Source organism: Mycobacterium sp. 141, from assembly GCF_000382405.1.
GTDB lineage: Bacteria > Actinomycetota > Actinomycetes > Mycobacteriales > Mycobacteriaceae > Mycobacterium.
The window spans coordinates 126,287-152,437 of the sequence record NZ_KB908262.1 but is presented as its reverse complement, the minus strand read 5'-3'; the positions used below and the strand labels follow the sequence as shown (position 1 = coordinate 152,437).

General features: G+C 66.4%; 22 protein-coding genes. 12 read left to right on the top strand and 10 right to left on the bottom strand.

The genetic code is table 11. From position 1 onward, the window contains the following. Positions 1 to 202: 202 nt before the first annotated feature. Positions 203 to 454 (bottom strand): hypothetical protein, encoded by a 252-nt coding sequence (locus tag H276_RS0113245; protein WP_019971795.1) that lies wholly within the window; start codon positions 452 to 454, stop codon positions 203 to 205. A 163-nt stretch (positions 455 to 617) separates the two neighbouring features. Between H276_RS0113245 and H276_RS0113240 the strand changes: the two genes are divergently transcribed. Continuing rightward, positions 618 to 989 carry a heme-binding protein gene (locus H276_RS0113240; RefSeq protein ID WP_019971794.1) on the top strand — a complete coding sequence of 124 codons (372 nt, stop codon included), beginning with the start codon at positions 618 to 620 and terminating at the stop codon, positions 987 to 989. Positions 990 to 1,120: 131 nt separating this feature from the next. Here H276_RS0113240 and H276_RS0113235 read toward each other — a convergent pair whose 3' ends face one another. Continuing rightward, positions 1,121 to 3,106, bottom strand: coding sequence for a M13 family metallopeptidase (locus H276_RS0113235; protein WP_019971793.1), 1,986 nt, complete (start codon positions 3,104 to 3,106; stop codon positions 1,121 to 1,123). A 66-nt stretch (positions 3,107 to 3,172) separates the two neighbouring features. Between H276_RS0113235 and H276_RS0113230 the strand changes: the two genes are divergently transcribed. Both H276_RS0113230 and H276_RS0113225 read left to right on the top strand, forming a co-directional pair. Then, the gene (locus tag H276_RS0113230) at positions 3,173 to 3,784 is read left to right on the top strand and encodes a hypothetical protein (RefSeq protein WP_019971792.1); all 612 of its coding nucleotides are present in this window, start codon (positions 3,173 to 3,175) and stop codon (positions 3,782 to 3,784) included. After that, positions 3,781 to 4,470 carry a hypothetical protein gene (locus tag H276_RS0113225; RefSeq protein WP_019971791.1) on the top strand — a complete coding sequence of 230 codons (690 nt, stop codon included), beginning with the start codon at positions 3,781 to 3,783 and terminating at the stop codon, positions 4,468 to 4,470. The genes H276_RS0113230 and H276_RS0113225 overlap by 4 nt, the downstream gene beginning before the upstream one ends. A 30-nt stretch (positions 4,471 to 4,500) precedes the next feature. Here the strand turns inward: H276_RS0113225 and H276_RS0113220 are convergent, their stop codons facing one another. Both H276_RS0113220 and H276_RS0113215 read right to left on the bottom strand, forming a co-directional pair. Further along, complete coding sequence (locus tag H276_RS0113220; protein ID WP_019971790.1) at positions 4,501 to 5,043, bottom strand: hypothetical protein; 543 nt, start codon at positions 5,041 to 5,043, stop codon at positions 4,501 to 4,503. Next, positions 5,040 to 7,889, bottom strand: coding sequence for an MMPL family transporter (locus tag H276_RS0113215; protein ID WP_019971789.1), 2,850 nt, complete (start codon positions 7,887 to 7,889; stop codon positions 5,040 to 5,042). Before H276_RS0113215 ends, H276_RS0113220 begins: the two co-directional genes overlap by 4 nt. A 236-nt stretch (positions 7,890 to 8,125) precedes the next feature. Between H276_RS0113215 and H276_RS0113210 the strand changes: the two genes are divergently transcribed. From H276_RS0113210 to H276_RS0113195, 4 genes are all read left to right on the top strand, one after another. After that, entirely contained in the window at positions 8,126 to 8,611 is a 486-nt protein-coding gene (locus tag H276_RS0113210; protein WP_026356950.1) for a hemophore, read from the top strand. A gap of 154 nt (positions 8,612 to 8,765) precedes the next feature. Next, positions 8,766 to 9,134, top strand: a complete 369-nt coding sequence (locus tag H276_RS0113205; RefSeq protein WP_019971787.1) for a heme-binding protein — start codon at positions 8,766 to 8,768, stop codon at positions 9,132 to 9,134. A gap of 46 nt (positions 9,135 to 9,180) precedes the next feature. Then, positions 9,181 to 9,879 carry a response regulator transcription factor gene (locus H276_RS0113200; RefSeq protein WP_019971786.1) on the top strand — a complete coding sequence of 233 codons (699 nt, stop codon included), beginning with the start codon at positions 9,181 to 9,183 and terminating at the stop codon, positions 9,877 to 9,879. A 60-nt stretch (positions 9,880 to 9,939) separates the two neighbouring features. Then, entirely contained in the window at positions 9,940 to 11,238 is a 1,299-nt protein-coding gene (locus H276_RS0113195; protein ID WP_019971785.1) for a HAMP domain-containing sensor histidine kinase, read from the top strand. Positions 11,239 to 11,256: 18 nt separating this feature from the next. On the opposite strand, the gene H276_RS0113190 is transcribed toward H276_RS0113195, so the two are convergent. From H276_RS0113190 to H276_RS22965, 3 genes are read right to left on the bottom strand one after another with little or no spacing between them, the layout of a single operon-like run. Beyond that, positions 11,257 to 11,658, bottom strand: a complete 402-nt coding sequence (locus tag H276_RS0113190) for a DUF3054 domain-containing protein (protein ID WP_019971784.1) — start codon at positions 11,656 to 11,658, stop codon at positions 11,257 to 11,259. Then, a complete protein-coding gene (locus H276_RS0113185) occupies positions 11,645 to 12,856 on the bottom strand; it encodes a M23 family metallopeptidase (protein ID WP_019971783.1) in 1,212 nt (403 codons plus the stop codon). Before H276_RS0113185 ends, H276_RS0113190 begins: the two co-directional genes overlap by 14 nt. 8 nt (positions 12,857 to 12,864) lie before the next feature. Continuing rightward, entirely contained in the window at positions 12,865 to 13,986 is a 1,122-nt protein-coding gene (locus tag H276_RS22965) for a YbhN family protein (RefSeq protein ID WP_019971782.1), read from the bottom strand. A 73-nt stretch (positions 13,987 to 14,059) separates the two neighbouring features. Here H276_RS22965 and H276_RS0113170 point away from each other — a divergent pair, with 73 nt between their 5' ends. Further along, positions 14,060 to 15,199: an AI-2E family transporter gene (locus tag H276_RS0113170; protein WP_019971781.1), complete on the top strand. Its 1,140-nt coding sequence runs from the start codon at positions 14,060 to 14,062 to the stop codon at positions 15,197 to 15,199. 4 nt (positions 15,200 to 15,203) lie between these two features. Here H276_RS0113170 and H276_RS0113165 read toward each other — a convergent pair whose 3' ends face one another. From H276_RS0113165 to trmB, 3 genes are all read right to left on the bottom strand, one after another. Next, a complete protein-coding gene (locus H276_RS0113165) occupies positions 15,204 to 18,260 on the bottom strand; it encodes an MMPL family transporter (RefSeq protein ID WP_019971780.1) in 3,057 nt (1,018 codons plus the stop codon). Positions 18,261 to 18,333: 73 nt separating this feature from the next. Next, positions 18,334 to 19,047 (bottom strand): NYN domain-containing protein, encoded by a 714-nt coding sequence (locus H276_RS0113160; RefSeq protein WP_019971779.1) that lies wholly within the window; start codon positions 19,045 to 19,047, stop codon positions 18,334 to 18,336. Then, entirely contained in the window at positions 19,044 to 19,847 is an 804-nt protein-coding gene (gene trmB, locus H276_RS0113155; protein WP_026356947.1) for a tRNA (guanosine(46)-N7)-methyltransferase TrmB, read from the bottom strand. The genes H276_RS0113160 and trmB overlap by 4 nt, the downstream gene beginning before the upstream one ends. Positions 19,848 to 20,051: 204 nt before the next feature. On the opposite strand from trmB, the gene H276_RS0113150 reads away from it, so the two are divergent. The 4 genes from H276_RS0113150 (at position 20,052) to H276_RS0113135 (ending at position 26,143) form a co-directional block, all read left to right on the top strand. Then, on the top strand, positions 20,052 to 20,966 hold the full coding sequence (locus tag H276_RS0113150; RefSeq protein WP_026356946.1) for a hypothetical protein: 915 nt from the start codon (positions 20,052 to 20,054) through the stop codon (positions 20,964 to 20,966). After that, positions 20,963 to 22,435 carry a hypothetical protein gene (locus H276_RS0113145; protein WP_019971776.1) on the top strand — a complete coding sequence of 491 codons (1,473 nt, stop codon included), beginning with the start codon at positions 20,963 to 20,965 and terminating at the stop codon, positions 22,433 to 22,435. The genes H276_RS0113150 and H276_RS0113145 overlap by 4 nt, the downstream gene beginning before the upstream one ends. 137 nt (positions 22,436 to 22,572) lie before the next feature. Continuing rightward, the gene (locus H276_RS0113140; protein ID WP_026356945.1) at positions 22,573 to 24,411 is read left to right on the top strand and encodes a phosphoenolpyruvate carboxykinase (GTP); all 1,839 of its coding nucleotides are present in this window, start codon (positions 22,573 to 22,575) and stop codon (positions 24,409 to 24,411) included. A gap of 484 nt (positions 24,412 to 24,895) precedes the next feature. After that, positions 24,896 to 26,143, top strand: a complete 1,248-nt coding sequence (locus H276_RS0113135; protein ID WP_019971774.1) for a sodium/hydrogen exchanger — start codon at positions 24,896 to 24,898, stop codon at positions 26,141 to 26,143. Positions 26,144 to 26,151 lie beyond the last annotated feature (8 nt).

The following is a 26,151-nucleotide window of genomic DNA, read 5'->3' as shown; positions in this document are numbered from 1 at the left end:
CTCGAGGGTCGGACGTGATTCGGAAATCCTTGGGCCAGAAACGAAACCATGAGACTGGGTCGCACCGTGGCGTGGGAATCGACCGGGCAGGTCAGAAAGTTTGCGGGCGAACGGGCCTTTACCGACGAACCGGCTCACGCGCGATCGTGGCTACCCGCAAACACGCTGGCGTACAACAAGGTTGGCCGGTTGGGGTCCGGGATCAGATGAAGCCGAACCCGGGGAAGCCGTAGAATTCCTCTTCGCCGGGATAGACGCTGGGCGTTGCGTCGATTTGGGAATTACCCTCGGATGCGCAGTCGGTAGTCTGCCCACCAGCTATCGCACTGCCACCCATCACCTCACATTGCGGCAGCAGTGAGGGATCGGCACCAGCAACCGGCGCGCCCAACAGTGCAACCGCCGCGCCGACCACCGCGGCACTCCCGATGAAGATTTTGCGAACCTGGGGCATTTGCGTGGATTCCTTTCGTCTAGGTGCGAAGCATAGCCACAACAACCGTCTACCCGCGGGTTTACGGCGAACCCGTGAACTTCTATTGTCGCGCACGTTAAGGTTACGGCCAAACATAAGCCACACTGTTCGTGAGCTGGATACGATCGATTGAGGGAGTTCCATGAATCCTGTAACGCGTTGGCTACGCCGCACGACCGTGGTGGCAGTGAGCGGTGGCGCGCTGATCCTAGGCGCATCGGCAACCGCATCCGCCGAGCCGCCGCCGCCGAACTGCACGACCGCTGACGTGGTCGCGGTGATGTCAGGTGTCTCGACGGATATGGCCGCATACTTGTTCACTCACCCAGACGTCAACGCCTTCTTCACCGGACTTCAGGGTCAGTCCAAGTCAGCGGTGGCTGAGCAGACGAAGGACTATCTCAACAAGAATCCGCAGGTGCACGCCGAGCTCGACGCCATCCGTAGGCCTGCGGTGGACTTGCGCAATCGCTGCAACATCCCGGTCAAGGCCGACATCTCCAACGTGATTTGACATCGGCTCCGCTGCCCTGCGGCGACGCTCGTAATTCGGGATGCAACAAGGGTTTTGCGGAGTCACTCAAGAGACACAGAGTCGCACTATCTCGGTTGAAGAAGTGCGACTCTGTGTCTACTCGCGGGGAGTCAGTTCCAGATGTGTACGCGCTGCCCGGGATCGAGGTACAGCGCGTCGGTATCGGAGACCTCGAACGCGTCGTAGAACGAGTCGATGTTGCGGATGACGCCGTTGCAGCGGAACTCCGGCGGCGAATGCGGATCGACCGCCAACCGCCGGATCGCTTCGGCGTCACGGGATTTGGTGCGCCACACCTGAGCCCAGCCGAAATACACCCGTTGCACGCCGGTCAGCCCGTCGAGCACAGGTGCTTCCTCGCCCTTGAGTGACAGCTCATAGGCCAGCAGCGCGATGGACAGCCCGCCGAGATCTCCGATGTTCTCGCCGACGGTGAAGGCACCGTTCACATGGTGGCCGGCATCCAGCTCGCGTGGGGTGAACTTTTCGTACTGGTCGATCAAAGCCTTTGTCCGGAGCCCGAATTCGGTCCGGTCGGCGTCGGTCCACCAATCCACCAGATTGCCGTCGCCGTCGTACTTGGCGCCCTGGTCGTCGAAGCCGTGGCCGATCTCGTGGCCGATGACGGCGCCGATCCCGCCGTAGTTGGCGGCGTCGTCGGCGTCGGCATCGAAGAACGGCGGCTGCAGAATGGCTGCGGGGAACACGATTTCGTTCATGCCGGGGTTGTAGTAGGCGTTGACCGTCTGCGGCGTCATGAACCATTCGTCGCGGTCCACCGGCTGACCGAGCTTGGCGAGTTCCCGGTCGGAGTTCACCAGGTTGCCCCGTCGATAGTTGCCGTACAGATCGTCACGTCCGATCACCAGCGCCGAATAGTCGCGCCAGCGTGCGGGATAGCCGATCTTGGGCGTGAACTTATCGAGCTTGTCCAGCGCCTTGGCCCTGGTCTCCGGCGTCATCCAGGCCAGATTGGTGATGCTGACGCGGTAGGCCTCCCGCAGGTTGGCCACCAGCTCGTCCATCCGAGCCTTGGCCTCCGGCGGAAAGTGGCGCTGCACATAGAGTTTGCCCAGCGAGTCGCCCATCAGGTTCTCCACCACCGACACCGCGCGCTTCCACCGGTCGCGGATCTGCTCGGTGCCGCTCAACGTGCGACCGTAGAACGCGAAATCCTCGGCCACCAGGTCGTCGGTGAGCAACCCCGCGCGGCCGTGGATGACCCGCCAGCGCGCCCACGCCTTCCAGTCTTCGAGATTCTCGCCGGACCACAGGGCGGCGAACGCTGTCAGATAGTCGGGCTGGCGCACGACCAGCTCAGCCACGGTCTCCGGCGTCGTTCCCAGTGCGCGAACCCAGCCGGACCAGTCGAAGCCGGGTGAGTCGGCGGGCAACTCCGCGAACGTGCGCAGGTTGTAGGTCAGGTCGGCGTCGCGGCGCTTCACCACATCCCAGTGCGCGGCGGCCAGCTTGGACTCCAAGGCCACGATGCGGGCGGCGATTTGGGCGGTATCGCCGGCAGTGTCTCGATAGACCAGCCCGAACATCCGCGCGATGTGCGCCGGATAGGCCGCCAGGATCTCGGCGTGCTGCTCGTCGCGGTAGTACGACTCGTCGGGCAGCCCGATGCCCGACTGGCTGACGTGCAGCAGGTAGCGCGTCGAATCCTTGGAATCGGTGTCGATGTAAACGCCGGCGCCGCCACTCACACCGGTGCGCTGCAGCGCACCGAGCACCGCGGCCAACTCATCGGCGGTGGTAGCCGCATCGATGGTGGCGAGCTCGTCGAGCAGCGGGGCCAGCCCGCGCGCGGCGATGGTCCGCTCGTCCATGAAGCTCGCGTACAGATCACCGATACGCTGCTCGTCGGTGCCGCTCGCGGCAGCCTTTTCACTGGTCTGCGTGATCAGGTCGCGGATCTGTTCCTCGGCCCGGTCGTAGAGGGACCGGAACGCACCGTCGGTGGCCCGGTCTGCAGGGATCTCGTACTTGGCCAGCCAGCGACCGTTGACGTGGCCGAACAGATCATCCTGGGGGCGGGCCTGGGCGTCGACATGGCTCAGGTCTATACCGGACTTGATAGCTTCCACCGTCACCCCGACATTCTTCCAGACGCCTCGGCGGTGCTCTGGACCTTGCAGTGCACCGGTACCCTCACGCGCATGCCCGAAGCTCCTGCCGAGGACCGCACCGACGACAGTCGTGCGGACACCGCCGCGGGGGTTTTCACCGGTTACGGCGTCGCGTCGGCGGTACTGGCGGTGATCGCGGTGGCCGCCGTCGCCCTTGGCGCGCTGATCTGGACCGGACACCGCAGCGAGGCCGCCGAGCGGGCGTATCAGACGCGCGTGCTGCAAGCCGCGGCCGACTGGACCAACGTGCTGATCAACCTGAACAAGGACACCGTCGAATCGGGCGTGCAGAAGCTGCACGAGGGCACCGTGGGCCAGCTCAACACCGACTTCGACGCCACTGTCCAACCCTTCCGGGACCTGGTCAAGCGGCTGCAGTCCGACTCGACCGGACAGATCGACTCGGTGTCCATCGAATCGATCTACCACCCGCCGCCAGGGCCGAACGGCGCACCGCAGCAGCCACCCCAGCCTGAGCTGACCGGTCTGGTCTCGCGCATCGACCATGTCCTGGTGGTGGCCACGTCGGTGAGCCAGAACGCCGGCTCCGACAAACCACAGACCGTGCGCTGGACACTGCGGCTCGATGTCTCCGATGTCGACGGGAAGCTGATGATCTCGCGGCTGCAGCCGATCCGATGAGGAACCGGTTGAGGGTCGCGGCGTTCGACGTCGCCGCGCCGGCGGGGGCGATCCTGGCGCTGGTGTTCATCGGCTCGGCGCTGGCCTGGCCGCTGTGGTGGGTTTCGCTGTGCTCGGTACTGTGCCTGCTGATCGTGCAGGGCGTGATTGTCAACGTGGTGCTGGCCCGCCGCGACGGCGTCACCGTCGGCACCGACGACGACGGGCCCGGGCTACGGCTCGCCGTGGTCGGGGTGGCGACCGTGGCGTTGGTGGCCGCGGTGCTCGTCGGGTACCTGCGCTGGACAGCGCCCGACAACACCTTCAGCCGGGACCGCGACCAGGTGGTTCGGATCGCCAGCAGTGTCGCCGAAGCCACCGCGACCTTCGCGCCGCAGAGCCCGACCGCGTCGATCGACCGCGCCGCGGCCATGATGACGCCTGAGCGCGCCGAGGCGTTCAAGAAGGAATTCTCCGGTGTCACCAAGGACCTGACGAGCAAGAACGTCTCGGCGACCGCCAGCACGATCTCGGCGGGCGTCGAGGCGCTCGGCCCCTCGGCGGCCAGCGTCGCGGTGGTGCTGCGCGGGACTCAGAGCGTGCCCGGCAAGCCTGCCGACAACACCGTGCTGGCCCTGCGTGTCACGCTGACCAAGTCCGACAACCGCTGGGTGGTCGACGACGTCGTGCCGCTGCACTCGCGATAGGGGGACAGCGGCTTCTTACGTGGGTGGTCGTTATTGCGCCGAGCGCTGGGCGGCGAGCTTGGCGAACCGGTCCGACAACCGCTGCATGCGCAGCAGCAGCGAGGCGGGCGGGCTCACGCTGCCTTCCAGATAATGGGCGAAGTCCTCGTTGGACACCCCGGTGCGGGAAGCGAATTCCTGCGGGGCGAGACCGGACCGGCGCAGCAACCCCTGGATGCCGCGAGCCACCTCGGCCCGCTCGTTGGCCTCGAGATGCTCGCGGGTGCGCACCAGAACCTCGGACAGGGCCTTCGACACTCCGTACGGGTGCGCGGTCTCCAGGACTTCCTCGACCTGACGCGCGGTGCGGCCATAGGGGTCTCGCTTCACCGCGGCCACGATCCGCTGCCATACCGACATGTCGTCGGTCTCGAGTGCGGCGCGGATCGCGGCGGTGGGCCAGTACTCGACGGGCCGGTCGTCGAAGGGAGTGCGCTGGGACGGGGCAGGTCGAGGGGAGCGAGACCGCCCGTGCGGGGCGACGTTCTCGCGGTGTGGTTCGCGAGTGTCCCGCCCCTCCGGGGCCAACGTCACTTCGCCTCCTCCAGCATCGCTACTGCCACCGACAGGCAGCGCTGCCTGACTTTCGCCCATTCTTCCGCAGCTTCGGGTTCAGACATTCTGACATCGTGTTCGTCCGACGGCCGCGGATCGGCCAAGCGGCGTACCAATTGGGTCGCCACCCACCGACTTCTGGGTTGCTGACCACAGTAATACCGGTCCATACCCGACAACACCAGGGCAGCTGTGTGTGTCTCCATCGATTCGACCAGGTCAGCAAACTCGGAGTAGTCCTTGGTGCTGTTGCGGCACATGATCAGGTAGCACTTCAACCGCAGGGTTTCTGCGCCCGTCGGAATCTGCAGGCGGTCGCCGGTGGGCAGCTGGACATTGGTGGTCTCCATCGGGCCGCGCCGCGCGACGGGGGCGCGTTTGGTGTCGGCTTCGGTTTCCAGCGCGTCGACGGCGACCGACAACCGGCCGCGCCACATCGTCACGGGATGCACGGCGCACGGTTTCGTCAGGCCCGGACGTTGCTCGGCCAACCTGGTGGCCAACTGTCGGCAGCCGCTGAACGCCAACGGATCGGTAACGGTAATGGTTTGTGGGGCAAGGCTTTTCATCCGAGCTGCGGAACGGACCATCATGCGCAGATCCGCGCCGGTGGGGCCCGTCGCGGCGATGTTGTCGGGGATGATGACCAGATCGGTCACTTCGATCTTCGGCAGCGGCTTCTCGAAATCCACCTCGGGCAGGATGCGGTCGAGCCAACGCGGCAGCCACCAGTTCCACTCGTCGAACATCGCCATCAGCGCGGGCACCAGCACCAGCCGGACCACCGTCGCGTCCACCGCGATGGCCACCGCGCACGCCACCCCGAGCTGCGCGACGAGCGGCATGCCGGCAAAGGCGAAACCGATGAAGACCGCGATCATGATCAGCGCCGCGCTGGTGATGGTGCGCGCGCTGGTGCTCACACCGTAGGCGACGGCGTCGCGCGTGTTGTTGGTCTGCAAGAACCGCTCGCGGATGCGGGTCAGCAGGAAGATCTCGTAGTCCATCGACAGGCCGAAGGTCATGGCCAGCACCAGCGGGGGGATCGTGCTGTCCAGCGAGCTGAGTTTCTCGAAGCCCAGCCCTTCGAACCAGCCCCACTGGAAGACCACCACCAGGCTGCCGTAGGCCGCGGCCACCGACAGCACGGTCATCAGCACGCCTTTGAGGGCCAGGAACAGCGACCGGATCGACACCAGCAGCATCACGAACGCGATCAGTGCGACGAACACGAACACCCAGGGCTGCGTGGCCGACACTCGATCGTCGAAGTCCTTGATCAGGGCGGTGGGGCCGCCGACGTCGACGCGGACGCCGGGCCCGGCCACCGGGGGCAGCTTCTCTCGCATCCAGTCGATGGCCTTGCGGGCCGCCATGTCCTCGGGATCCACCGAAAGCACCGCTGAGAGCAGCGCGCTGTTGCCGTTGTCGGAGAATGCCGGCGGTTGGACCATGATCACACTGGGCGCCTGGCTCATCTGCTGGCGCACGGCGTCGATGACTGCGGATTCGGTGGACGCCGTGCCGTCAGGGAAGGTCACCAGCACCCGGATCGGGCCGAGCGCACCGGGACCCAGCGCGTCGGCTGCCGCATTGACCCCGCCACGGATCTCGTGCGTCGGCGGGAACTGGCGCTGCATGCTGTTGCCGAGCACCATCGAGAACGCCGGCGCGGCCAGTGTTAGCAGCAGTAACACGGCCGCCAGCGCCGACGCCCATGGTCGCAGCATCACCGCACCGGTCCACCGGGTCCAGAACTTGGACTGGCTGGCCTCGACCCGGCGTGACCAGTGCAGGTATGACGAGCGTTTGGCGGCCGCATGGCCGAACGTGGCGAGCACCGCCGGCGTCAGCGTCGTCGACGTCAGCACCGCCACCGCGACCGCGAGGATCGCACCGGTGGCCATCGACATCAGCACCGGCGTCTTGATCAGGTAGATGGCCGTCATCGAGGCGATCACGGTCAGGCCCGAGAGCACCACCGCCAGCCCGGACGTCGCCATCGCGGCGTCGACCGCCTCGGTGGGGTCGCGGCCGGCCCGCAGTTCCTCGCGGAATCGCATCAGGATGAACAGCGAATAGTCGATGGCCAGCGCGATACCGAACATCGACACCGTCGACGTCACGAACACGCTCATGGTCGCGACCATCGACAGCAGATAGACCAGGCCCATGGTCACCACGACCGTGCAGATGCCCAGCACCAGCGGCAGCGCCGCCGCGGCCAGCGACCCGAACACCGCCAGCAGGACGATCAGGACGATCGGCAGATTCCATTTCTCGGCCGCGGCGATGTCGTGTTTGGTGGCTTGGGTGGCGGCGGCGCCGAGCGCACCCTGCCCGATGACGTAGAACTTGACCTTGCCGTTGCTGCTCTCGCCGGGTTGGTCGCCGTGGATGCCGACCTTCTGCCGCAGCTGCTTGGCGACGTCGACCGCGCCGGTGTTGTTGAAGTCCAGTTGCAGGGTGAGCACATACGGGCGGTCCGGCTGCGGCGCGGGCTGCTGCGGGTTGGGCACTATCTTGACGCTGGGGACCTGCTTGGCGATCTGTTCCAGCCGCACCACCGCGGCGTTCATGTCGTCGAACGACGCGTCGGCGCGCGGCGCGGCGACCAGGGCCAACGGGGAGGCGCCCTGATCGGGGAAATGAGCTTCGAGCTGGCGCTGCACGTACAGCGACTGCGAACCCTCGACTTCGAATCCGCCGCCGGTCAAATTGGACGACTGGTTCATCGCGAGGTAGATGGAGGGCACCAGCAGCAACAACCACGCGGCGAACACCGCCCAGCGGAATCTGCGCAGATTGCTGCTCAAGCGCATCATGAACTGCTGGATGCGACGTCCCCTCTTTCTCCCCCGGCGTTGCGTACGGAAGCGTACCTCGGACTGCGGTAGGCTCACCCGCTCGTCGGTCGGCACTGAGATCGCACTGTGATGTGGGCTGCATTACCGTCCATCCGGCTAACGCAATTCGCTGACCCGGCGACATAGGCGGCAAGATGCCCCCGGCTGTGCTCTCGTCGGGGGCTCCGCATGCCGCCAATCGTGAGGAGCTTGTCATGAAGCCGATTTCTGCCGGACTGCGCCGTGGCCTTGCCGGTGCATTTGCGATATCCGCAGCGGGGGGCGTGGTAGCGACGTTGTTCCTGGGACCGACCGCGACCGCCGGGACTGATCCGTGTGCGGCCAGCGAGGTCGCCCGCACGGTCGGCGCCGTCGCCGCCAACACCGGCAACTACCTCGACGCCCACCCGCAGACCAACCAGGCGCTGACCACCATCAGCCAGCAGCAGGCCGGCCCGCAGACAATGGGCACACTCAAGGCCTATTTCGACGCCAACCCTGCGGTGGCCAAGGACCTGCAGCAACTGCAGTCGCCTCTGATCAACCTCGGTACCCGGTGCCGGCTGCCGGTCAGCCTGCCGCAGTTGATGGGCCTGCTGCAGGGCGCGCAGCAGAGCGCACCCGGCGGTTTGCCTGCCGCGCAGATGTCGCCTGTGAGCGCCGGCAGCGGGCCGCTACCCGGTCCCGCCATCACCCGTTAGCCCTCAGGGCGCCGGTCGTGCATTCGACCTCTTTGTACGCTGCCGACAATTTCATTCGGCCCAAGACCGGAAACTCTCACGGGATTCTGCTTAGCTTGCAATGCCAGACCCACCCGGGGTTACGGCCTGCCCTATCCGATAAAGGAGCTTGACCATGTTGCTCTCGGCCCTCAACGCGCGGCGCGTCGTAGCCGGCGTGGCCGGCGCCGGCGCTGTTGCCGGTGCGATGCTGTTCGGCGCGGTTCCGTCGGCGATGGCCGACGAACCGCCCAACTGCACTGCGGCTGACCTCGCCGGCGTGTCCGCGGGCGTGTCCGCCTCGACGTCCGCCTACCTCTTCACCCACCCGGACGTGAACGCGTTCTTCACCGGACTCAAGGGCCTGCCCCGGGATCAGGTGCACCCCAAGGTGCACGACTATCTGGAGCAGAACCCGCAGACCAAGGCCGAACTGATGGGGATCCGTCAGCCTCTGGTCGACCTGAAGAATCGCTGCGGCGCCACCCCGCCTCCAGCCCCGTAACCGCGTGCGGGTGGGATCAACCCCCGCGAGCGGCGAAGGACCGGTTGTGCCCGAAGGTGCGAGTTACACGGTCCTGATGGTCGACGACGACCCGGACGTTCGTACCTCGGTGGCCCGCGGTCTGCGGCACTCCGGGTTTGACGTTCGGGTCGCGGCGAGCGGCAAGGAAGCACTGCGACTGCTGTCCAGCGATTCACACGACGCGCTGGTACTCGATGTCCAGATGCCCGAGCTCGACGGTGTGGCGGTGGTGACTGCGCTGCGGGCGCTGGGCAACGACATCCCGATCTGTGTGCTGTCCGCGCGGGATACTGTCAACGACCGCATCGCCGGTCTGGAGGCCGGGGCCGACGACTACCTGACCAAACCGTTCGACCTGGGCGAGCTGGTGGCCCGGTTGAACGCGCTGCTGCGCCGGTCCGGCCACACCGACCGGCAGTCGGCCAGCATGACCGTCGGCCCGCTGACCATCGACACCGCGCGGCGGCTGGTGTTCGTCGGCGGCGAGCGGGTGGAGCTGACCAAACGGGAATTCGACCTGCTGGCGGTGCTCGCCGAGAACGCCGGTGTGGTGTTGTCCCGGCAGCGGCTGCTGGAGCTGGTATGGGGTTACGACTTCGACGTCGACACCAACGTGGCCGACGTGTTCATCTCCTATCTGCGCCGCAAGCTGGAACGTGACAATCTGCCCCGGGTGATCCACACCGTGCGTGGGATCGGGTACGTGCTACGGGACGAGTCGTGAGGGTCCGGGGGCTAGGTGCGGCTGTCTAGCCTGGTCCGGTCGACCTCGCTGCGCACACGGGTGGCGATCGCCGCCGCCGTGGCGGCGTCTGCGGTGGTGGCCGTGTTCACCATCCTGACCTCGGTGGTGCTGGTCAACAATGACGCTGCGCAGCTCGACCGGCGGCTGGATTCGATCATCGACGCCAGCTTCAACCCCGATCAGTTCCAGGATCCGCGCCGCGGCGTGCTGACCACCGGCCGCGCCAAGGCCACTGGCGAGTTGGTGTTCCAGCGTGGGCCGCAGCTGCCCCCGCTGCCGCCCGGGACGGCGACCGTCGAGGTCAACGGCGCCGAGTACCGGGTCCGCACCATCGTGCTGGATCAGGACGGCGGTCTGCTGATGTCGATCGGCATCCGGGCGGACAGCATCCTGCTCAGCGCCAAGCGGATACCGCTCTACATCGTGGTCGGCGTGGTGACGGTGCTGATCGCCGGCGGATTGGGCTGGCTGCTGGCCGGCCCGGCCATCCGGCCGCTGCGCAAACTGACCGAACACACCAGCAAGCTCGGACGCGACACCGCGACCATGCCCGAGGTGCGGGGAGTACGTGAGGCCGAGGATCTGTCCGAGGCGATGACAGGCATGCTGACCCGGCTGGCCGCCGCGCAGCAAGCCACGACCAATTCGCTGCAGGCCGCCCAGGACTTCGCCGCCAACGCTGCACACGAGCTGCGTACCCCGCTCACCGCGATGCGGGCTGACCTGGACACCCTGCGGATCCACGATCTGCCCGAGGACGAGCGTGACGAGGTGGTGGCCGACCTGTCGCGCGCCCAGCGCCGGGTGGAGGCGATCATCACCGCTCTCGGCCAGCTCGCGTCCGGCCAGCTCGCCCGCCATGAGGACCGTGAGTTGATCGACGTCACCGAGATGCTCTACCGGGTGGCCCGGGAGAACATGCGCGGCGGATCGGTCGAGGTCGAGGTCCACGCGGCGGCCGATGTCGGATCGGTGCTCGGCTGGCCGGCCGGACTGCGGCTCGCCGTGGACAACCTGGTACGCAACGCCGTCACCCATGGCGAAGCCAGCCGGATCGTGCTGACCGCGCAGCGGCATGAGCCGGTGCTGACGATCATCGTCGATGACAACGGCCGCGGCCTGCCCACCGAGGAACACGAGACGGTGCTGGGCCGGTTCCGCAGGGGCAGCACCGCGGGTGCGGGCGGATCCGGGCTCGGGCTGGCGTTGGTGGTGCAACAGGCCGAGTTGCACGGTGGGTCGATCCGCCTGTCCGACAGCCCTTTGGGCGGGCTACGAGCCACCCTGACGGTGTCGGGGGCAAGCGCTGCGACAGGAAATGTCGCCGACTTCGCCTGACCCCGTGGGATATTGCGATCAGCTGGACTGAACGCGGTTGCGGCGCAAGCCGGCCAGCGCGGCGCGCCAGCCCAGCAGGAACACCGCAGTCACCAGGGAAGCGACCACGATGAAACTGCCGGCTACTCCGGCCGAAGTCAGCTTGCGCAACAGCATGCCGACCACCACGGTCGCTATCCAGACCGCAATTCCGGTGGGCGCCAACGATGTCGGACGCTGCCAGCCGCGCGACACCAGCCAGCCCGTCAGTGTTCCGACCAGGAACGGCCACGCCGTCTCGGCGACCCCGGTCACCGTGATGCCTTCGGCATGGCTGCGCCGGCCGATGGTGCAGAACACCACGACGGCGATCAGGTCGGTCAGCAGAGCTGCGGAGCCGCGCCGGCGGCGACATTCTGCCGGAGCGCTAGCCCGTCGCATACGTCATCACATCCAATACCAGTGGGCTGACCTCGGTTTGGTCGCGGGCAGCGAAGCCGGGCTGCAACGCGGCGGGCTTGCCGTCGAGCAGCGGTTGGAGCGCATCCTGCGATGCCAGCCGAGAGTCCAGCCGGAACGATTTGAACACGAATGGTAACCCGTTGGACGCCAGTGGATCGGGCCCGTCCATCACATGGAAGTGCAGATGCGGCGCGTCGGAGTTACCCGAATTGCCCAGTGCGGCGATGACTTGCCCGGTCTTGAGCTGATCGCCCGGCTTGACCTTCAAGCTGTCCGGCTTGAGATGGGCGTAGAAGGCGTAATTGCCGTCGCCGATGTCCTGCACGATGTGGTTGCCGCCGTACTGCTGCAGCGTCAACCCCGTCGGTGTCACCCCCGGAACCTGTTCGGGCTGTCCGTCGAGCACCGCGACCACCTTGCCGTCGGCCACGGCGTGGACGTCGGCGCCGAAGTAGGGGTAACTGTCTACCTTCGCCTTGTCCCCGGTGAAGAGTCGATGCTGCGCGTCGAGCTGGACGTAGTCGATGGCGAATCGCTCAGCGGCCCAAAGCTTTCCGTTGATGGGGTTGAGAGCCATCCGGTGGGCGGTCATACCGCAGCAGCTGTCACCATCGACCCAGCCCTCACCGGTCAGCGGCGGTGCGACGGATGCCGGTTTGCGGGTTTGCACCGAGACGGGCGCTATCGTCTCGGTGAGCTTCGGAGGTATCAGCGGCGGCATCGGTTTGGACACTTCGACATCGATGGTGTGCGTGAGCTCGGTCGGCACTTGCGCCGAATCGTTGGCGATCACATCGAGCCAGACATAGGCGCTTTGACCGGGCCCCAGCACGTTGATTCCGACGGCAGGGTAGGCGACCAGCCTGGTCCAGTACTTGAGGTTGTCGCCGGACAGCGTGAGCAGCTTACGGTCGCCGGCCGACGCGGTGAGCGAGGTCAACGTGACGTCAGCGGGCATCGTGTTGGTGAGCATGAGCTCGTAGGCCAGGTGGGTACGGCCGTCGGTCGTCGGCACGGGGACGGGGTCGGCGATCACCGAACCGATCACCGGGGTGGCGGCAGCAGGTGGTGTGGTGGCGGTGGTTGTGTCGGTCTGCGGGGACTGGGACGACGAGCATGCGGTCAGCGCGCCGGCGAGCGCAGGGACCAGTGCGAGGGCCACGGCCGAATACCGCATGAGTGCTCCTAGCGTTCGAGTTCCGGGTCGGCGGGTGCCGGCTCGGCCGATTTCGTGTCGCGGCTTGCGGGGGCCGGCGCCGTGGCGTCGGGGTCGATGTCGTTGTCGGTGCGGAACATGACGAAGAACACCACCCAGCCGATCGCGGAGATGAAGATCCAGCTCACCAGGCGGTAGATCAGCATCGCGGAGATCGCCGAGGCCAGCGTCATCCCGCTGGACACCAGGCCGGGCACCAGCACGGCCTCGACGACCAGCAGCCCGCCCGGCATCAGCGGGATCGACCCCACGGCGCGGGCAGCCGCGTAGGCGACGACCACGCCGACCAGTGACGGGCGCCCACCGGCCGCGTAGGCGGCGAACGCCAGGCACGCCACGTCGGCGACCCAGTTGAACAGCGACCAACTGAAGGCAACGCTCAGGTCGCGTCGGCCCAGACTGACTGATTCCAGCTGGCGCAGGAGCTCACGCCATTTCCCGATGCCGGTTCCCTCGGGTTTGCCGCGCAGGGAGTTCACCCAGGTCAGAACCCTGACTCCGATCCCCTCGATCAGTTCAGGCCGGGACGCCACCGCTTGGGCCAGCAGGACGATCGCCAGGAAGCCACCGAGCGAAAAGATCAGTGACAGTGGGTTCTTGCTCGCGCCGAGCATGAATGCGCCGCCGAGACCGAGCAGGGCCAGGCCGACCACCTGCAGCACGCCCGACATCACTAGCTGCCACGACGCGACCAGCGGCGAGGCGCCCCAGATGCGTTGCTGACGGTAGACGAAGGTGGCCGAGAGCACCGGGCCGCCGGGCATTGTGGTGGACAGTGCATTGCCGGCGTAGAACGCCGTCTCCGAGCGCCACTGCTGCACCGGGACCCCGGCCGAGCGCAGCAGCGTGCGCTGAATCTGGGCGAAGCTGTGCATCGACGCCATCGCGGCCAGCACTGCGGCGAGCACCCACCACGCGTTCGCCGTCAGCAGGCTCTTCCACGCTTTGGCGAGCTGATCCCACACCAGCGTCAATTCGACGGCCAGCACGGCGACCGCGACGGCCAGGACCAGCCACCGCAGCCACCGGTACTTGCCCCGCGTGGATCGCGGCCGGCTCCGGGCAGTGAGCGCCGGCGCGTCGTATGACACGTACTACAGGGTAACCGCGCAGGTCGCGCCATCATGAACACTGGTCCTGGCGTGGCGCAGCTACGCTACCGGCATGCCATCGGATTCGGTTGCTGACGATGCCGTGACACCATTGGTCCGCAAGGCTGCGGCCTGGTGTTGGCGATTGCTGATCATCCTCGCTGCCGTCGTCGCGGTGCTGTGGCTGGTCAAACGACTCGAAGTGCTCGTCGTCCCGGTGGCCCTGGCCTCCATGGTGACCGCGTTGCTGCTGCCCGCCGTGGACTTCATGGACACCCGCGGCGTGCCGCGGGGTATCGCGGTGGCCCTGGTATTGCTGACGGGTATCGCCGTGGTCGGCGGTATTCTCACCTTCGTCGTCAGCCAGTTTGTCGAGGGCGCGCCCGCCCTGGTCGAGCAGATGACCCGCAGCATCGACGGCCTGCGGCACTGGCTGATCAACGGGCCGCCCCATCTGAGCAAGGAACAGATCGATCAGGCCGGGAACACCGCGATCAACGCCCTGCGCGACAACCAGGAGAAACTCACCACGGGCGCGCTGTCGACCGCGGGGACGCTAACTGAGCTGCTCACCGGCGCCCTGCTGACGCTGTTCACGCTGATCTTCCTGCTGCACGGCGGACGCAACATCTTTGGGTTCGTCACCAAGGTGTTTCCCGTCAACGTGCGTGAGCGCGTGCGCGACGCCGGTCGCGCAGGCTTTCACTCACTGATCGGTTATGTCCGCGCGACGTTCCTGGTCGCTCTGGTCGACGCTGTCGGTATCGGCACGGGTCTGGCGATCATGGGGATCCCGCTGGCCCTGCCGCTGGCCTCACTGGTGTTCATGGGCGCGTTCATCCCGCTGGTCGGTGCTGTGATCGCCGGCTTCCTGGCGGTGGTGGTGGCACTGTTGGCCAAGGGCTTCATCTATGCCCTGATCACCCTCGGGTTGATCATCGCGGTTCAGCAGCTCGAAGGCCATGTGCTGCAGCCGCTCGTGATGGGCCGGGCGGTGTCGATCCACCCCCTGGCCGTGGTGCTCGCCATCGCCGGCGGTGCTGTGCTGGCCGGGATCGTGGGCGCGTTGCTCGCAGTGCCTGCCGTCGCGGTACTCAACAGCGCGATCCGGGTGCTGGTCGCACCCGACCCGGCGGCCGAGGAGGCCCGCCTCGAGTCCGAGGATGGCGTGCGGATCGAAGCCACGCCCGACACGCCTCCAGCCGAAGACTGAAGAGCTAAAGCCGGCCCTCGCGCCGTAGCAGATCCTGCGCGCTCATCCCGCCGCCGCGCCGCTTCGGCTCGTCGTCCCCGGTGTTGAGTTTCTCGGTGGACGGTTCCTGATCATGCTGACGCAGCGACGGCATCGCTGTCGTGGCATCCGAGCTGCCCCTGTCAGCAGTGGGCTTTTGCGCACTGAACGCCGTCGTCGGTGCCGCGTCGTCGTTATGCGACTGCGGCATCGCACGGGTGGAGTCCGCGGACGGCCGCACCGGCGGGGGAGGAGAGGCCGGCTTGGCCGACGGCCCACCGCGCAGCGTGCCCAGCCAGGACTCGATCTCCCGTTCCTCGCGCTGCGGCGCAGCAGCCGGTGGCAGCGGGGTGGGTTGGGTGGGAGGTAGCGGCGTGGGTTGGGTGGGAGGCAGAGGTGCGCGTTGGGTCGGGGCGTTGCCATGACCGGTCGCGGTGTTGACCGCACTGGTGACCGCGTTACGCACAGCGTTACGGGCCATCGCCAGCCGGGTCGTCGGCGGCTCTTCGGCCTGCTGCTGCATGACGGGAACGCCCGGGGGGTAAGCCGATGGCACTTGCCGCGTCGGCTCCGAGGGAGCCATTCGGGTGGTGCCCGCCGCCGATGGGGCGTTGGTGCGGGGCGGTATCGGACGCGGCTCGGCGCTCGGATGAGTCGGATCGTGCGGACGGGTGGACGTCGCCGGCGGGGCACCTGCACCCACGAGGGCGCGTTCGTCGTCCGCGGGCTCGCGCACCGTGGGACGCTTGCGCTCGTCGGGCAGTTCGGTCTCGCCGAGGCCGATGCGCTGCTGGAGTCGCTTCATCCACAGCGGCGCCCACCAGCAGTCGTCGCCGAGCATCTTCATGACCGCAGGCACCAGGAACATCCGGATTACCGTGGCGTCCAGGAGTAGCGCGATCAACAGGCCGAAGGCCAGGTACTTCATCACCACCAGGTCGGAGAAGGCGAATGCCGCGACCACCACGGCAAGCACCAGGGCCGCACCGGTGATCAGTCGACCGGTTGTCGCGGTACCGATGCGGATGGCTTCGGCGGTCGACATGCCGCGTTCGCGGGCTTCGACCATGCGGGACACCAGGAATACCTCGTAATCCGTCGACAGACCCCAGATCACCGCGATGATCAGGCCGATCATCGGTGCCAACAACGGCTGTGGTGTGTAGTTGAACAGCCCGGACCCGTGGCCGGATTCGACGAACATCCAGGTCAGGATGCCCATCGTGGAGCCCAAGGTCAGCGCGCTCATCAAGGCGGCCTTGACCGGCAACACCAGTGAACCGAACGCCAGGAACATCAGGACGCTAGTGGTGGCGACGAGGAGCACGACCATCAGCGGCAGTTTCTCGAACAGGGTGCTGATGCTGTCTTGCGCCAGCGCTGGGGTGCCGCCGACAAGAAGGGTGAGGCCGTGCGGTGCCTGCAGCGCACGCAGTTCGTTGAGTTTCTCTGCTACGCCATTGGGATTGACCAGAGCGTTTTGCAAAACGCGAATAGACGGGTCGTTGGTCTTGCCATCGCGTTCTCCCCACATTTTGGACTGGTCGTCGTCCGGCACGACAAACCCGCTGATGGTTGAGGCGCTGGCCCTGACCTGATCGATCTGCTGATCGGTGATCGGTTGACCGTCGTTGCTCTTGATCACCAGGGTGAGCGGGTCGGTGCGGAAGCCCGGGAAAATGTGGTCGAACTCGGCCTGTGCCATGCGTACGGGGTTGTCCGGCGGCAGATACTTCTCGCTCAGGCCGCCGAGTGCCAGCTGCCCGATCGGGATCACCATCAGGATCATCGCTATGACTATCGGTGCGGCGAAGGCCAGTGGGCGCTTCATCACGACATTCACCAGGCGCCCCCAGAAGCCCTGTTCGACCTCTGCGCGGGTCTTGGTCTTCTGGGTTTTCTCCGCGAACCAGTCGATGATCCGGCGCGAGAACGGCCAATTGGCCAGGAACGGGATCCTCAGCAGCGTGCGGACGCCAAGAGCGTCGACATTGGGACCCAGGATACCCAGTACCGCGGGCAGCACTGTGTTGGACAGGATAGCGGCCAGCAGCACCGATGCGATGATCGCGTAGGTGATCGACTTGAGGAAGCCGAGCGGGATGAGTAGCAGCGGCAGCGATGAGGCCACGATGATCACGGCGGAAAACGCCACCGTGCGACCCGAGGTCATGACGGACCGCCGCACGGCGGCTTCCACGTCATAGCCCTCGGCGAGTTCCTCGCGGAATCGGCTCACGATGAACAGGCCGTAGTCGATCGCTATACCGAAGCCCATCATGGTCACCACGGGTTGGGCGAAGAAGTGCACCTGCCCGAATTCGGCGGTGAGCCGCAGGATGCCCAGGGCACCCGCGATGGTCAGGCCGCCGATGATCGCCGGGAGGGCCGCCGCGACCGCACCGCCGAACACGAAGAACAGCACGATGGCTACCAGCGGCACGATGGCGAACTCTGCGCGCTTCTGGTCGGTGCCGATGGTGCCGGTCAGCTCGGAGGCCAGTGGCTCCATGCCTGCAAGTTTGATATTGCCGTCGTTGATCTTCTTCAGGTCAGGCGCCACGTCCTGGTAGTTACTGAGGATCGTGTCGTCGTCGTCGCCTGCGATCGGGATGGTGACGAAGGTGTGCTTGAGATCGGCGGTTTTCATCGCCTGAACCTTCGCGCCGACCGGCGTATTCGGGTCGGCATCTGGGGCCTTCAACCACCCGACCCATTGCAGGACTTTGGCCTTGTGATTTTTGTCGTTGACGAAGGCGTCCAGCTCGTCGCGAACCTTTTTTTGCCAAGCCGGGTCGGTGACTTTCCCATCGTTCGGTGGGGTCAAGATCGCCACCACCAAGCTGTTTCGGTCACGACCGTAGGCCTCGTCACCCAGCACCGAGGCCTGCACAGACTGGCTTTCCTCGTTGTAGTAACCGCTTTGCGTGACGTGCTTTCCCAGGTCGGCCCCATAGATGCCGCCACCGAGACAAAGCGCCACCATGACACCGATGACGATGTACCTGAACCGGTACACCGTTCGACCCCACCAGGCGAACACTTACGCTCCTAACTAGATCCGTGGAGACCCGCGCATCGAATTTCTCGGCAACTTTCCAGGCCTTTTGCAGTTGTTACACACGCGAGGTAAGTAGCGATGACAGCGGCCGGAACGGCTGCAGCCATGCTCCCTGCTCGGGCAGCGAGTCCAGGCCGATCCGTGGCAGCGGCTCCCGGAAAACACCAGGAATATCCTCTAGATCGACGAACTCCAAGGTATCCGACGCTAGCGCCCAGCTTGCATGTTCGCGAAATCCGAGTACCTGCACCGGGGTGCCCTCGCGGGCAATGTCCTCCAGCGGTTGTCTGAAAGCCTGCCCGTCGGCGGACGCGACCAGCACCGCTGCCAGCCCTTCGCGGCGGCGCAGCGCAATGTGGTCGAGCATATCGATGTCGACGTCGCTGTCGTCGTCGATCTTCGGTTTTGCGAAGACGGCAAACCCCACGTTACGCAAGGCCTCCACCCACGGGCGAACGACATCGGCGCTACCTGGGGCGATGTTGGTGAAGACGGTGGCTTCGGGCTCCAGGGAGATGCCCGGCTCGGTGGCGGAGAGCTCTGCGGTGTAGCTCAGCAGCCACCGGCCCAGCGCGTCGAAGCGAGGCCGATGTGCGGCGGTCGGGCGACCGCCCAGGATGGAGCCGAGCCCCATGTCGAGATTCGGCGCGTCCCACACCAGCAAAACCCGCCGGGCGCCCGTGGCGGATTCGTTCTGTGCCGCGTCATGCACACTGTCCTGCTCACTGTGCTCTTGCACACCGTCCTGAAGTTCAGGAATCACACTCATGGCCGTTTCTCCCAGATCAATTCTGTGATGTCGGGGCCGGCGAGAGCCTTTTGTTCGTATTTGGTGGCGGGTCGCTGCACCGAGATGGGGAGTCGCTCGGTGGCTGCTCCTTCCTCGCGCACTTCTTCAACCCGGCGCAGCAGAGGCTCGGCGTCACCGACCTCGGCTATGTACTCGGCGTAACCGACGTGGTCGGTGGCGGCGTGCAGCACGCCCCCTTGGCGCAGCCGGTCGGCGATCAGGGCCACCGTCGCCGGCTGCAGCAGCCGGCGTTTGTGATGCCGCGACTTGGGCCACGGGTCGGGGAAGAAGACTCGCACCCCGGTGAGCGTCTCGTGGGCGAACATGTGCTCCAGCACGTCGACGCCATCCCCACGGACCAGTCGGATGTTGTTGATGCCGGCCCGGTCGATGCCGCTGAGCAGCTGCGCCAGGCCCTTGCGGTAGACCTCGACGGCGATCACGTCGATATCGGGTTCGGCCAGCGCCATCGCAAGCGTCGAGGTTCCGGTGCCCGAGCCGATCTCCAGGACCAGTGGAGCGGTCCGGCCGAACCAGGCCGCGGTGTCCAGGTTCATGACCGGTTTGCCGTCGTCGGTGCGGGCTTGGATGCCCAGGTCGGGCCAACGCCGATCCCAGGTCGCCTGTTGGCCACCGGACAGGGTCGAACGCCGGGTGCGGAAGCTGGTCACCCGGGGCAGGCGGTGTGGCCCGTCGACGGTTCCGGCGTCATGCGGTTCCGGAGCCGGCCCACCGGCGACATCCGGCCAGGGCACGTGCATTTGTCCATGGTGTCTCATCGGCGCCGAAGTCCCCGCATCGTGGTAGAGATTGATACCCAACAGTTGCCTTGACCTGTCGGGGCCAAATGGCCGTTCGTGAGCTTGCCTGGGACGTGCCACGATTTCCAATGGGACCGAATCGTGGCTGGATGTTGCAGGGAAGGTCGTCACATTTTCGCAGATGAGCTCGCACGCTTTGCCGGCCGTGGCGGTGGATCACCATTGACGCAGATCAGCGCTCGGGTATCGGCTCCGCTGAGCATTGCCGTGCAGGGCCGGCCAGGCGTCGGCGCCGGAACGGTGGCCGACGCGCTGCGCCGAGCCGGCGTGGTGGTGTCCGACGCGGGTGACGTCGTCGTCCTGGTGATCGCCGAGGTATGCAAGCCCGAAGATCGGGCGGTGCTCGCCGAGCTCCGTCGTGCCGAGGTCCCGGCTCTGATCGTGTTCAACAAGGCCGACCTGGCCGGTTCGGGTCCGGGCGGCCCGATGGCCACCGCGCGTCGTCGTGCGGCCGAAGTGCACACACTCACCGGGTTGCCCGTGGTTCCGATGGTGGCGTTGTTGGCCACCGTGACACTTTCTGCCGATCTGGTCGCGGCCATGCGGATCCTGGCGGTTCAACCGGCGGATCTGACATCGGCCGATGCGTTTGTCTTTGCAGAGCACCCGGTGTCGCAGACGCTCCGGGCGCGGTTGCTGGCCACTCTCGACCGGTTTGGTGTCGCTCACGTGAGCCTGGCCCTGACCCGTGGAGCGGATGTCGACGAGTTGCCGGGCTTGCTCCGCCGGCTCAGCGGCGTCGAAGATGTCTTCGCCGCCTTGTCCGGGGTGGCCGCGCCGGTGCGTTACCGGCGGATGCGTCGCGCGCTGGCCGAGTTGCGATCGTTGGGTGAGGACGAGAGCGACGAGGTCGGACGTTTTCTGGGGGCTGACGACACCGTGATCTCGGTGATGGCCGCGGCGGTCGACGTGATGCAGGCGCACGGTCTGGCCGTTGACCCGGGTGCCGAGCCGCAAGCGCATCTGCGACGAGCCAGATACTGGCGAAATTATGGTCGGGGTCCGGTGAACGCGCTGCACCGCAGCTGTAGCGCGGATATCGTCCGTGGCTCGCTGCGGCTGTTGGGCGCCCGATGACCGAAGCCGACCCCTATCAAGATCCGGTCGCTGCGGCCGACGCCGTCGTCGCGAAGGTCGACCCCGGGCTGACGTCGCCGGGTGTCCAGGCTCGCAACGTCGTCCTCGTCACCGGGCCGTGGCTGGCCGGTACCACCAGTGTGCTGGCGGCACTGCGGGACCGGATGCCGCAGCAGGCTTTTGTCGAATCCGCCGAACTGGCGGCCGGCGAGGCCCCGGTTGCTGTCGTCTTCGTGGTTTCGGCAGCCGCGCCACTGACCGAATCCGATTGCGCCCTGGTCGATTCGGCGTCCACCCACACCGATCTGGTGATCGGGGTGGTGTCGAAGACCGACGCGCACCGCGGTTGGCGCGAGACCCGGGACGGCGATGCGGTGATCCTGGCTGAGCGGGCCGCTCGGTACGCGCACTTGCCGTGGGTCGGCGTTGCCGCGGCGCCGGATCTGGGTGAGCCTCGGCTCGACGAGCTGGTCGACCTGCTGACAGTGCGGCTGGCCGATCCCGAAGTGCATCGCCGCAACCGGTTGCGGGCCTGGGAAGCGCGGTTGGGCGCGGTGATCGACCGGTATGAGGCCGATGGCGCGGGCGCGGACCGCAAGGCCCGGGTGGAGCTGCTGCGCCGGCGTCGGGACGAGATCACCCGCACGCGCAGGCTGGCACGAACCGAGCGCAGCATCTCGTTGCGCAGCCAACTCCAGCAGGCCCGCGTGCAGCTGGGCTATTTCGCCCGCAATCGGTGTAGTTCGGTGCGCACCGAACTACAGGAGGACATCGCCGAACTCGGGCGGCGACGCATGCACGCGTTCGAGGCATATGTACAGCGGCGGGCAGACGACGTGGTCGAGGAGGTCGACGAAGGCGTCACCCATCACCTCGGCGACGTGGCGGCCGAATTCGAGTTGGCGGCCCCCGCGGCTCCGGCGCTGCGACCGGAACCGGTCGTCGAGGCGCCGTCGCTGCGGTCACGAGCGCTGGAAACCCGGCTGATGGCGGTGCTCGGCGTGGGTTTCGGCCTGGGTGTGGCGTTCGCGGTGAGCCGGATGCTGGTGGGGGCGGCGCCGCACTTGGCGGTCGCCGGCCTCGCGGTCGGGGCCGTGGTGGGTTTGCTGCTGACCATCTGGGTGGTCAGCGTCCGCGGGTTGCTGCGGGATCGTGCGGTGCTCGACCGCTGGGTCGTCGATACCATCGCGTCGTTGCGGTCGACGGTCGAGGAGCTCGTCGCAACCCGAGTGCTCGCCGCGGAGACGGCCTTGATCACCGGACTGGCCGCGATCGAGGACGCGGAGACCGACGCCGCGGCAAAACAGGTCGCCGTCATCGATGCGGAACTGCGCGAACATGCCATCGTGACGGCCCAGGCGGCCGCTCAGCGAGATCGCCGGATACCTGCGCTGCAGAGCGCCCTCGACGCTGTTCGGGCAGATCTTTATGGCGGGTCGGCGTCTGGCCGAACATTAACCGGCAACTGAATCGTTCCTGTGACTGATCGGACATCGCACTGGCCACAACGGGTCTCTTACCCGCGTTAACCTCGTACTCAGGAATCACCGTGACCGCGCTGTTACGCGGTACGCGCTCCGGGAGAAAACTCACGCAGGAGATTTCGATGACCTCAGTGACCATTCCGGGTCTGGACACCGCACCGACGGACCACAAGGGGCTGCTGGCCTGGGTGCGTGAAGTGGCTGAATTGACGCAGCCCGACCGAGTGGTGTTCGCCGACGGCTCCGAGGAGGAGTTCAGCCGCCTCGCCGCCCACCTGGTCGAGGCCGGAACCTTCCAGAAGCTCAACGAAGAGAAGCTGCCGAACTCCTACCTCGCTCTCTCCGACCCGTCCGACGTGGCCCGGGTGGAATCCCGGACCTTCATCTGCTCGGAGCGCGAGATCGATGCGGGGCCGACCAACAATTGGATGGACCCGGCCGAGATGCGCGGCATCATGACCGAGTTGTACCGCGACTCGATGCGCGGGCGCACCATGTGGGTGGTGCCCTTCTGCATGGGCCCGCTGGGCGCCGAGGATCCCAAGCTGGGTGTGGAGATCACCGACTCGGAGTACGTCGTCGTCTCGATGCGCACCATGACGCGCATGGGGCAGGGCGCGCTGGACAAGCTCGGCGACGACGGTTTCTTTGTCAAGGCGCTGCACTCGATCGGTGCTCCGCTGGTGGACAGCGCAGGCGTCCGAAAAGCAGACGTGCCGTGGCCGTGCAACGACACCAAGTACATCACCCACTTCCCGGAGACCCGCGAGATCTGGAGTTACGGTTCCGGCTACGGCGGCAACGCCCTGCTGGGCAAGAAGTGCTACTCGTTGCGCATCGCCTCGGCGATGGCCCGCGACGAGGGCTGGCTCGCCGAGCACATGCTGATCCTGAAGCTGATCTCGCCGGAGAACAAGGCCTATTTCATCGCCGCCGCGTTCCCGTCGGCCTGCGGCAAGACCAACCTCGCGATGCTGCAGCCCACCATCCCGGGCTGGCGCGCCGAGACCGTGGGTGACGACATCGCGTGGATGCGCTTCGGTAAGGACGGCCGGCTGTACGCCGTCAACCCCGAATTCGGCTTCTTCGGGGTTGCACCCGGCACCAACTGGTCGTCCAACCCGAACGCGATGAAGACCATCGCAGCGGGCAACACAGTCTTCACCAACGTCGCCAAGACTGACGACGACGAGGCCTGGTGGGAGGGGTTGGAAGGCGATCCCGAACACCTCATCGACTGGAAGGGCCACGACTGGTACCGGGGGTCGGAGGAGAAGGCGGCGCACCCGAACTCGCGTTACTGCACCCCGATCTCGCAGTGCCCGACGCTGGCGCCGGAATGGGACGACCCCCAGGGTGTGCCGATCTCGGCCATTCTGTTCGGCGGGCGCCGCAAGACCACAGTCCCGCTGATCACGCAGGCCCGCGACTGGCAGCACGGTGTGTTCATCGGCGCCACCCTGGGCTCCGAGCAGACCGCCGCTGCCGAGGGCAAGGTCGGAACGGTGCGCCGCGACCCGATGGCCATGCTGCCGTTCATGGGTTACAACGTCGGCGACTACTTCCAGCACTGGATCGACATCGGCAAGAACGCCGACGAGTCGAAGATGCCCGCGGTGTTCTTCGTCAACTGGTTCCGCCGCGGTGACGACGGACGCTTCCTGTGGCCTGGTTTCGGTGAGAACAGCCGTGTGCTCAAGTGGGTGGTCGAGCGTATCGAGCGCCGGGCCGATGGCAAGAGCACCCCGATCGGCGTCGTCCCGACGGCCGCCGATCTGGACCTGTCCGGCCTGGATGTCGACGCGGCCGACGTCGATGAGGCCCTGGTCGTCAACGCCGAGGAGTGGCGGGCCGAGCTGCCGCTGATCGAGGAGTGGTTCGAGTTCGTCGGCGAGAAGCTGCCGACCGGCATCAAGGCCGAGTTCGACGCGCTCAAGCAGCGCCTGGCCGAACAGGCCTGACACCACGACCGTGCGGGTCTGCTGATAGACGCGCCGCAATGTGTCGGTATTTCGCGCACCCTGGTGACGTCACGCAACGTGACGGCCCCCGCTGCGGGGTGAACTTACGGTGGCCGGTGAACTAGAGACAGGGTTGCCACAATCAATATTTGGGCCTCCCGAAAACTATTGTTCAAGGCTTTCACCAGCAAATTTCCGCAGCCAGGATGCAGATATTCATAGCCTCGCTACGTTGCTGAGCGGTACGGCATAGGGTAGCCTCCCCATCATCGAAGGGAGTAGTTCCTGACCGTCACCGTCGACTCAGCCGGCGGGATACGGATAGCCGACAGCCTGGCGGCGGAAGCCGCCCGGCCATCCACTTGAGGCGATATCCGGCGAGCAGGACCTCGGCGGACATGCTCGTGTCGGTCCGAGGTTTCGTTGCGCCGTCGATGAGGTCACGGACCGCCGGAAGACGCCGCGAAAGACTTAAGGACTTCACGTGACCCGCACGCACGGACGAACACTCGCCCGGTCGCTGATCACCACGTCCCTCTTCATCCTGCCCGCCGTGATCATCAGGTTCGGCGGCATGCATCCCGACCCCGTTGTCGCGATGGTGATCTACGGCGCCGCCGTAGTCTCCGCCAGCTTCCTGCTGGCCTGGGCCGCTGAATCTGCGCAGATCGACGTCTCGGGTGGCCTCGCCATCGCGGTACTGGCCCTGATCGCGGTGCTACCCGAATACGCCGTCGACCTCTATTACGCCTACACGGCAGGCCACAACCCGGACTACGTGCAGTTCGCCGCTGCCAACATGACCGGCTCCAACCGGTTGCTGATGGGTATCGGCTGGCCCGTCGTCGTCCTGGTGGGCTTGTGGGTGGCCCGCAAGATGTCCGGGAAGAAGACCGGGTCGATGTTGCTGGACCCTGGAAACCGTATCGAGCTGGGGTTTCTGTTGATCGCCGGCGTGATCGCCTTCGTGATTCCGGCGACCGGGCGGATCCACCTCGTGCTCGGTATCGCGCTGCTGGCCTGGTTCGGGTTCTACCTCTACAAGATGAGCCGCGGCGAGGTCGAGGAACCTGATCTTATCGGCACCGCGGCCGCGATCGGCGCGCTGCCGACGCGGGCCCGCCGGTCGACGGTGGTGGCGCTCTTCGTCATCGCCGGCGCCGTCATCCTGATGTGCGCAAAACCGTTCGCCGAGAGCCTGATCGCAGCGGGCACGCAGCTCGGTATCGACCAATTCCTGCTGGTGCAGTGGCTCGCGCCGCTGGCTTCGGAGGCACCCGAGTTCATCATCGCCATCATCTTCGCCAGCCGCGGTAACGGCACCGCCGCGATCGCCACGCTGATCTCGTCAAAGGTGAACCAGTGGACGCTGCTCATGGGCTCGCTACCTATCGCCTACGTCGCGGGCGGTGGCGGTACCGCGCTGGTGCTCGACAGCCGACAGATCGAAGAGGTCCTGCTGACCGCCACCCAGACCATGATGGGTATCGCGCTGATCCTGGCGCTGCGGTTCCACCGCTACACTGCGCTGGCCCTGCTCGTATTATTCGTGGTGCAGTTCCCGATCACCTCGACGGATGGTCGGCTGGTGTTGTGTGGGGTGTACGCGGCACTGGCGCTGGTCGGCTTCGTGGTGAACCGGCACCACGTGGGCGCGACGCTGCGTGCGCCGTTCCGCTCGGCGGGGGTAGCCGAACGCGTCGCCGACGACGAGACTGCCCTGACGCGGTAGTGCCCGCC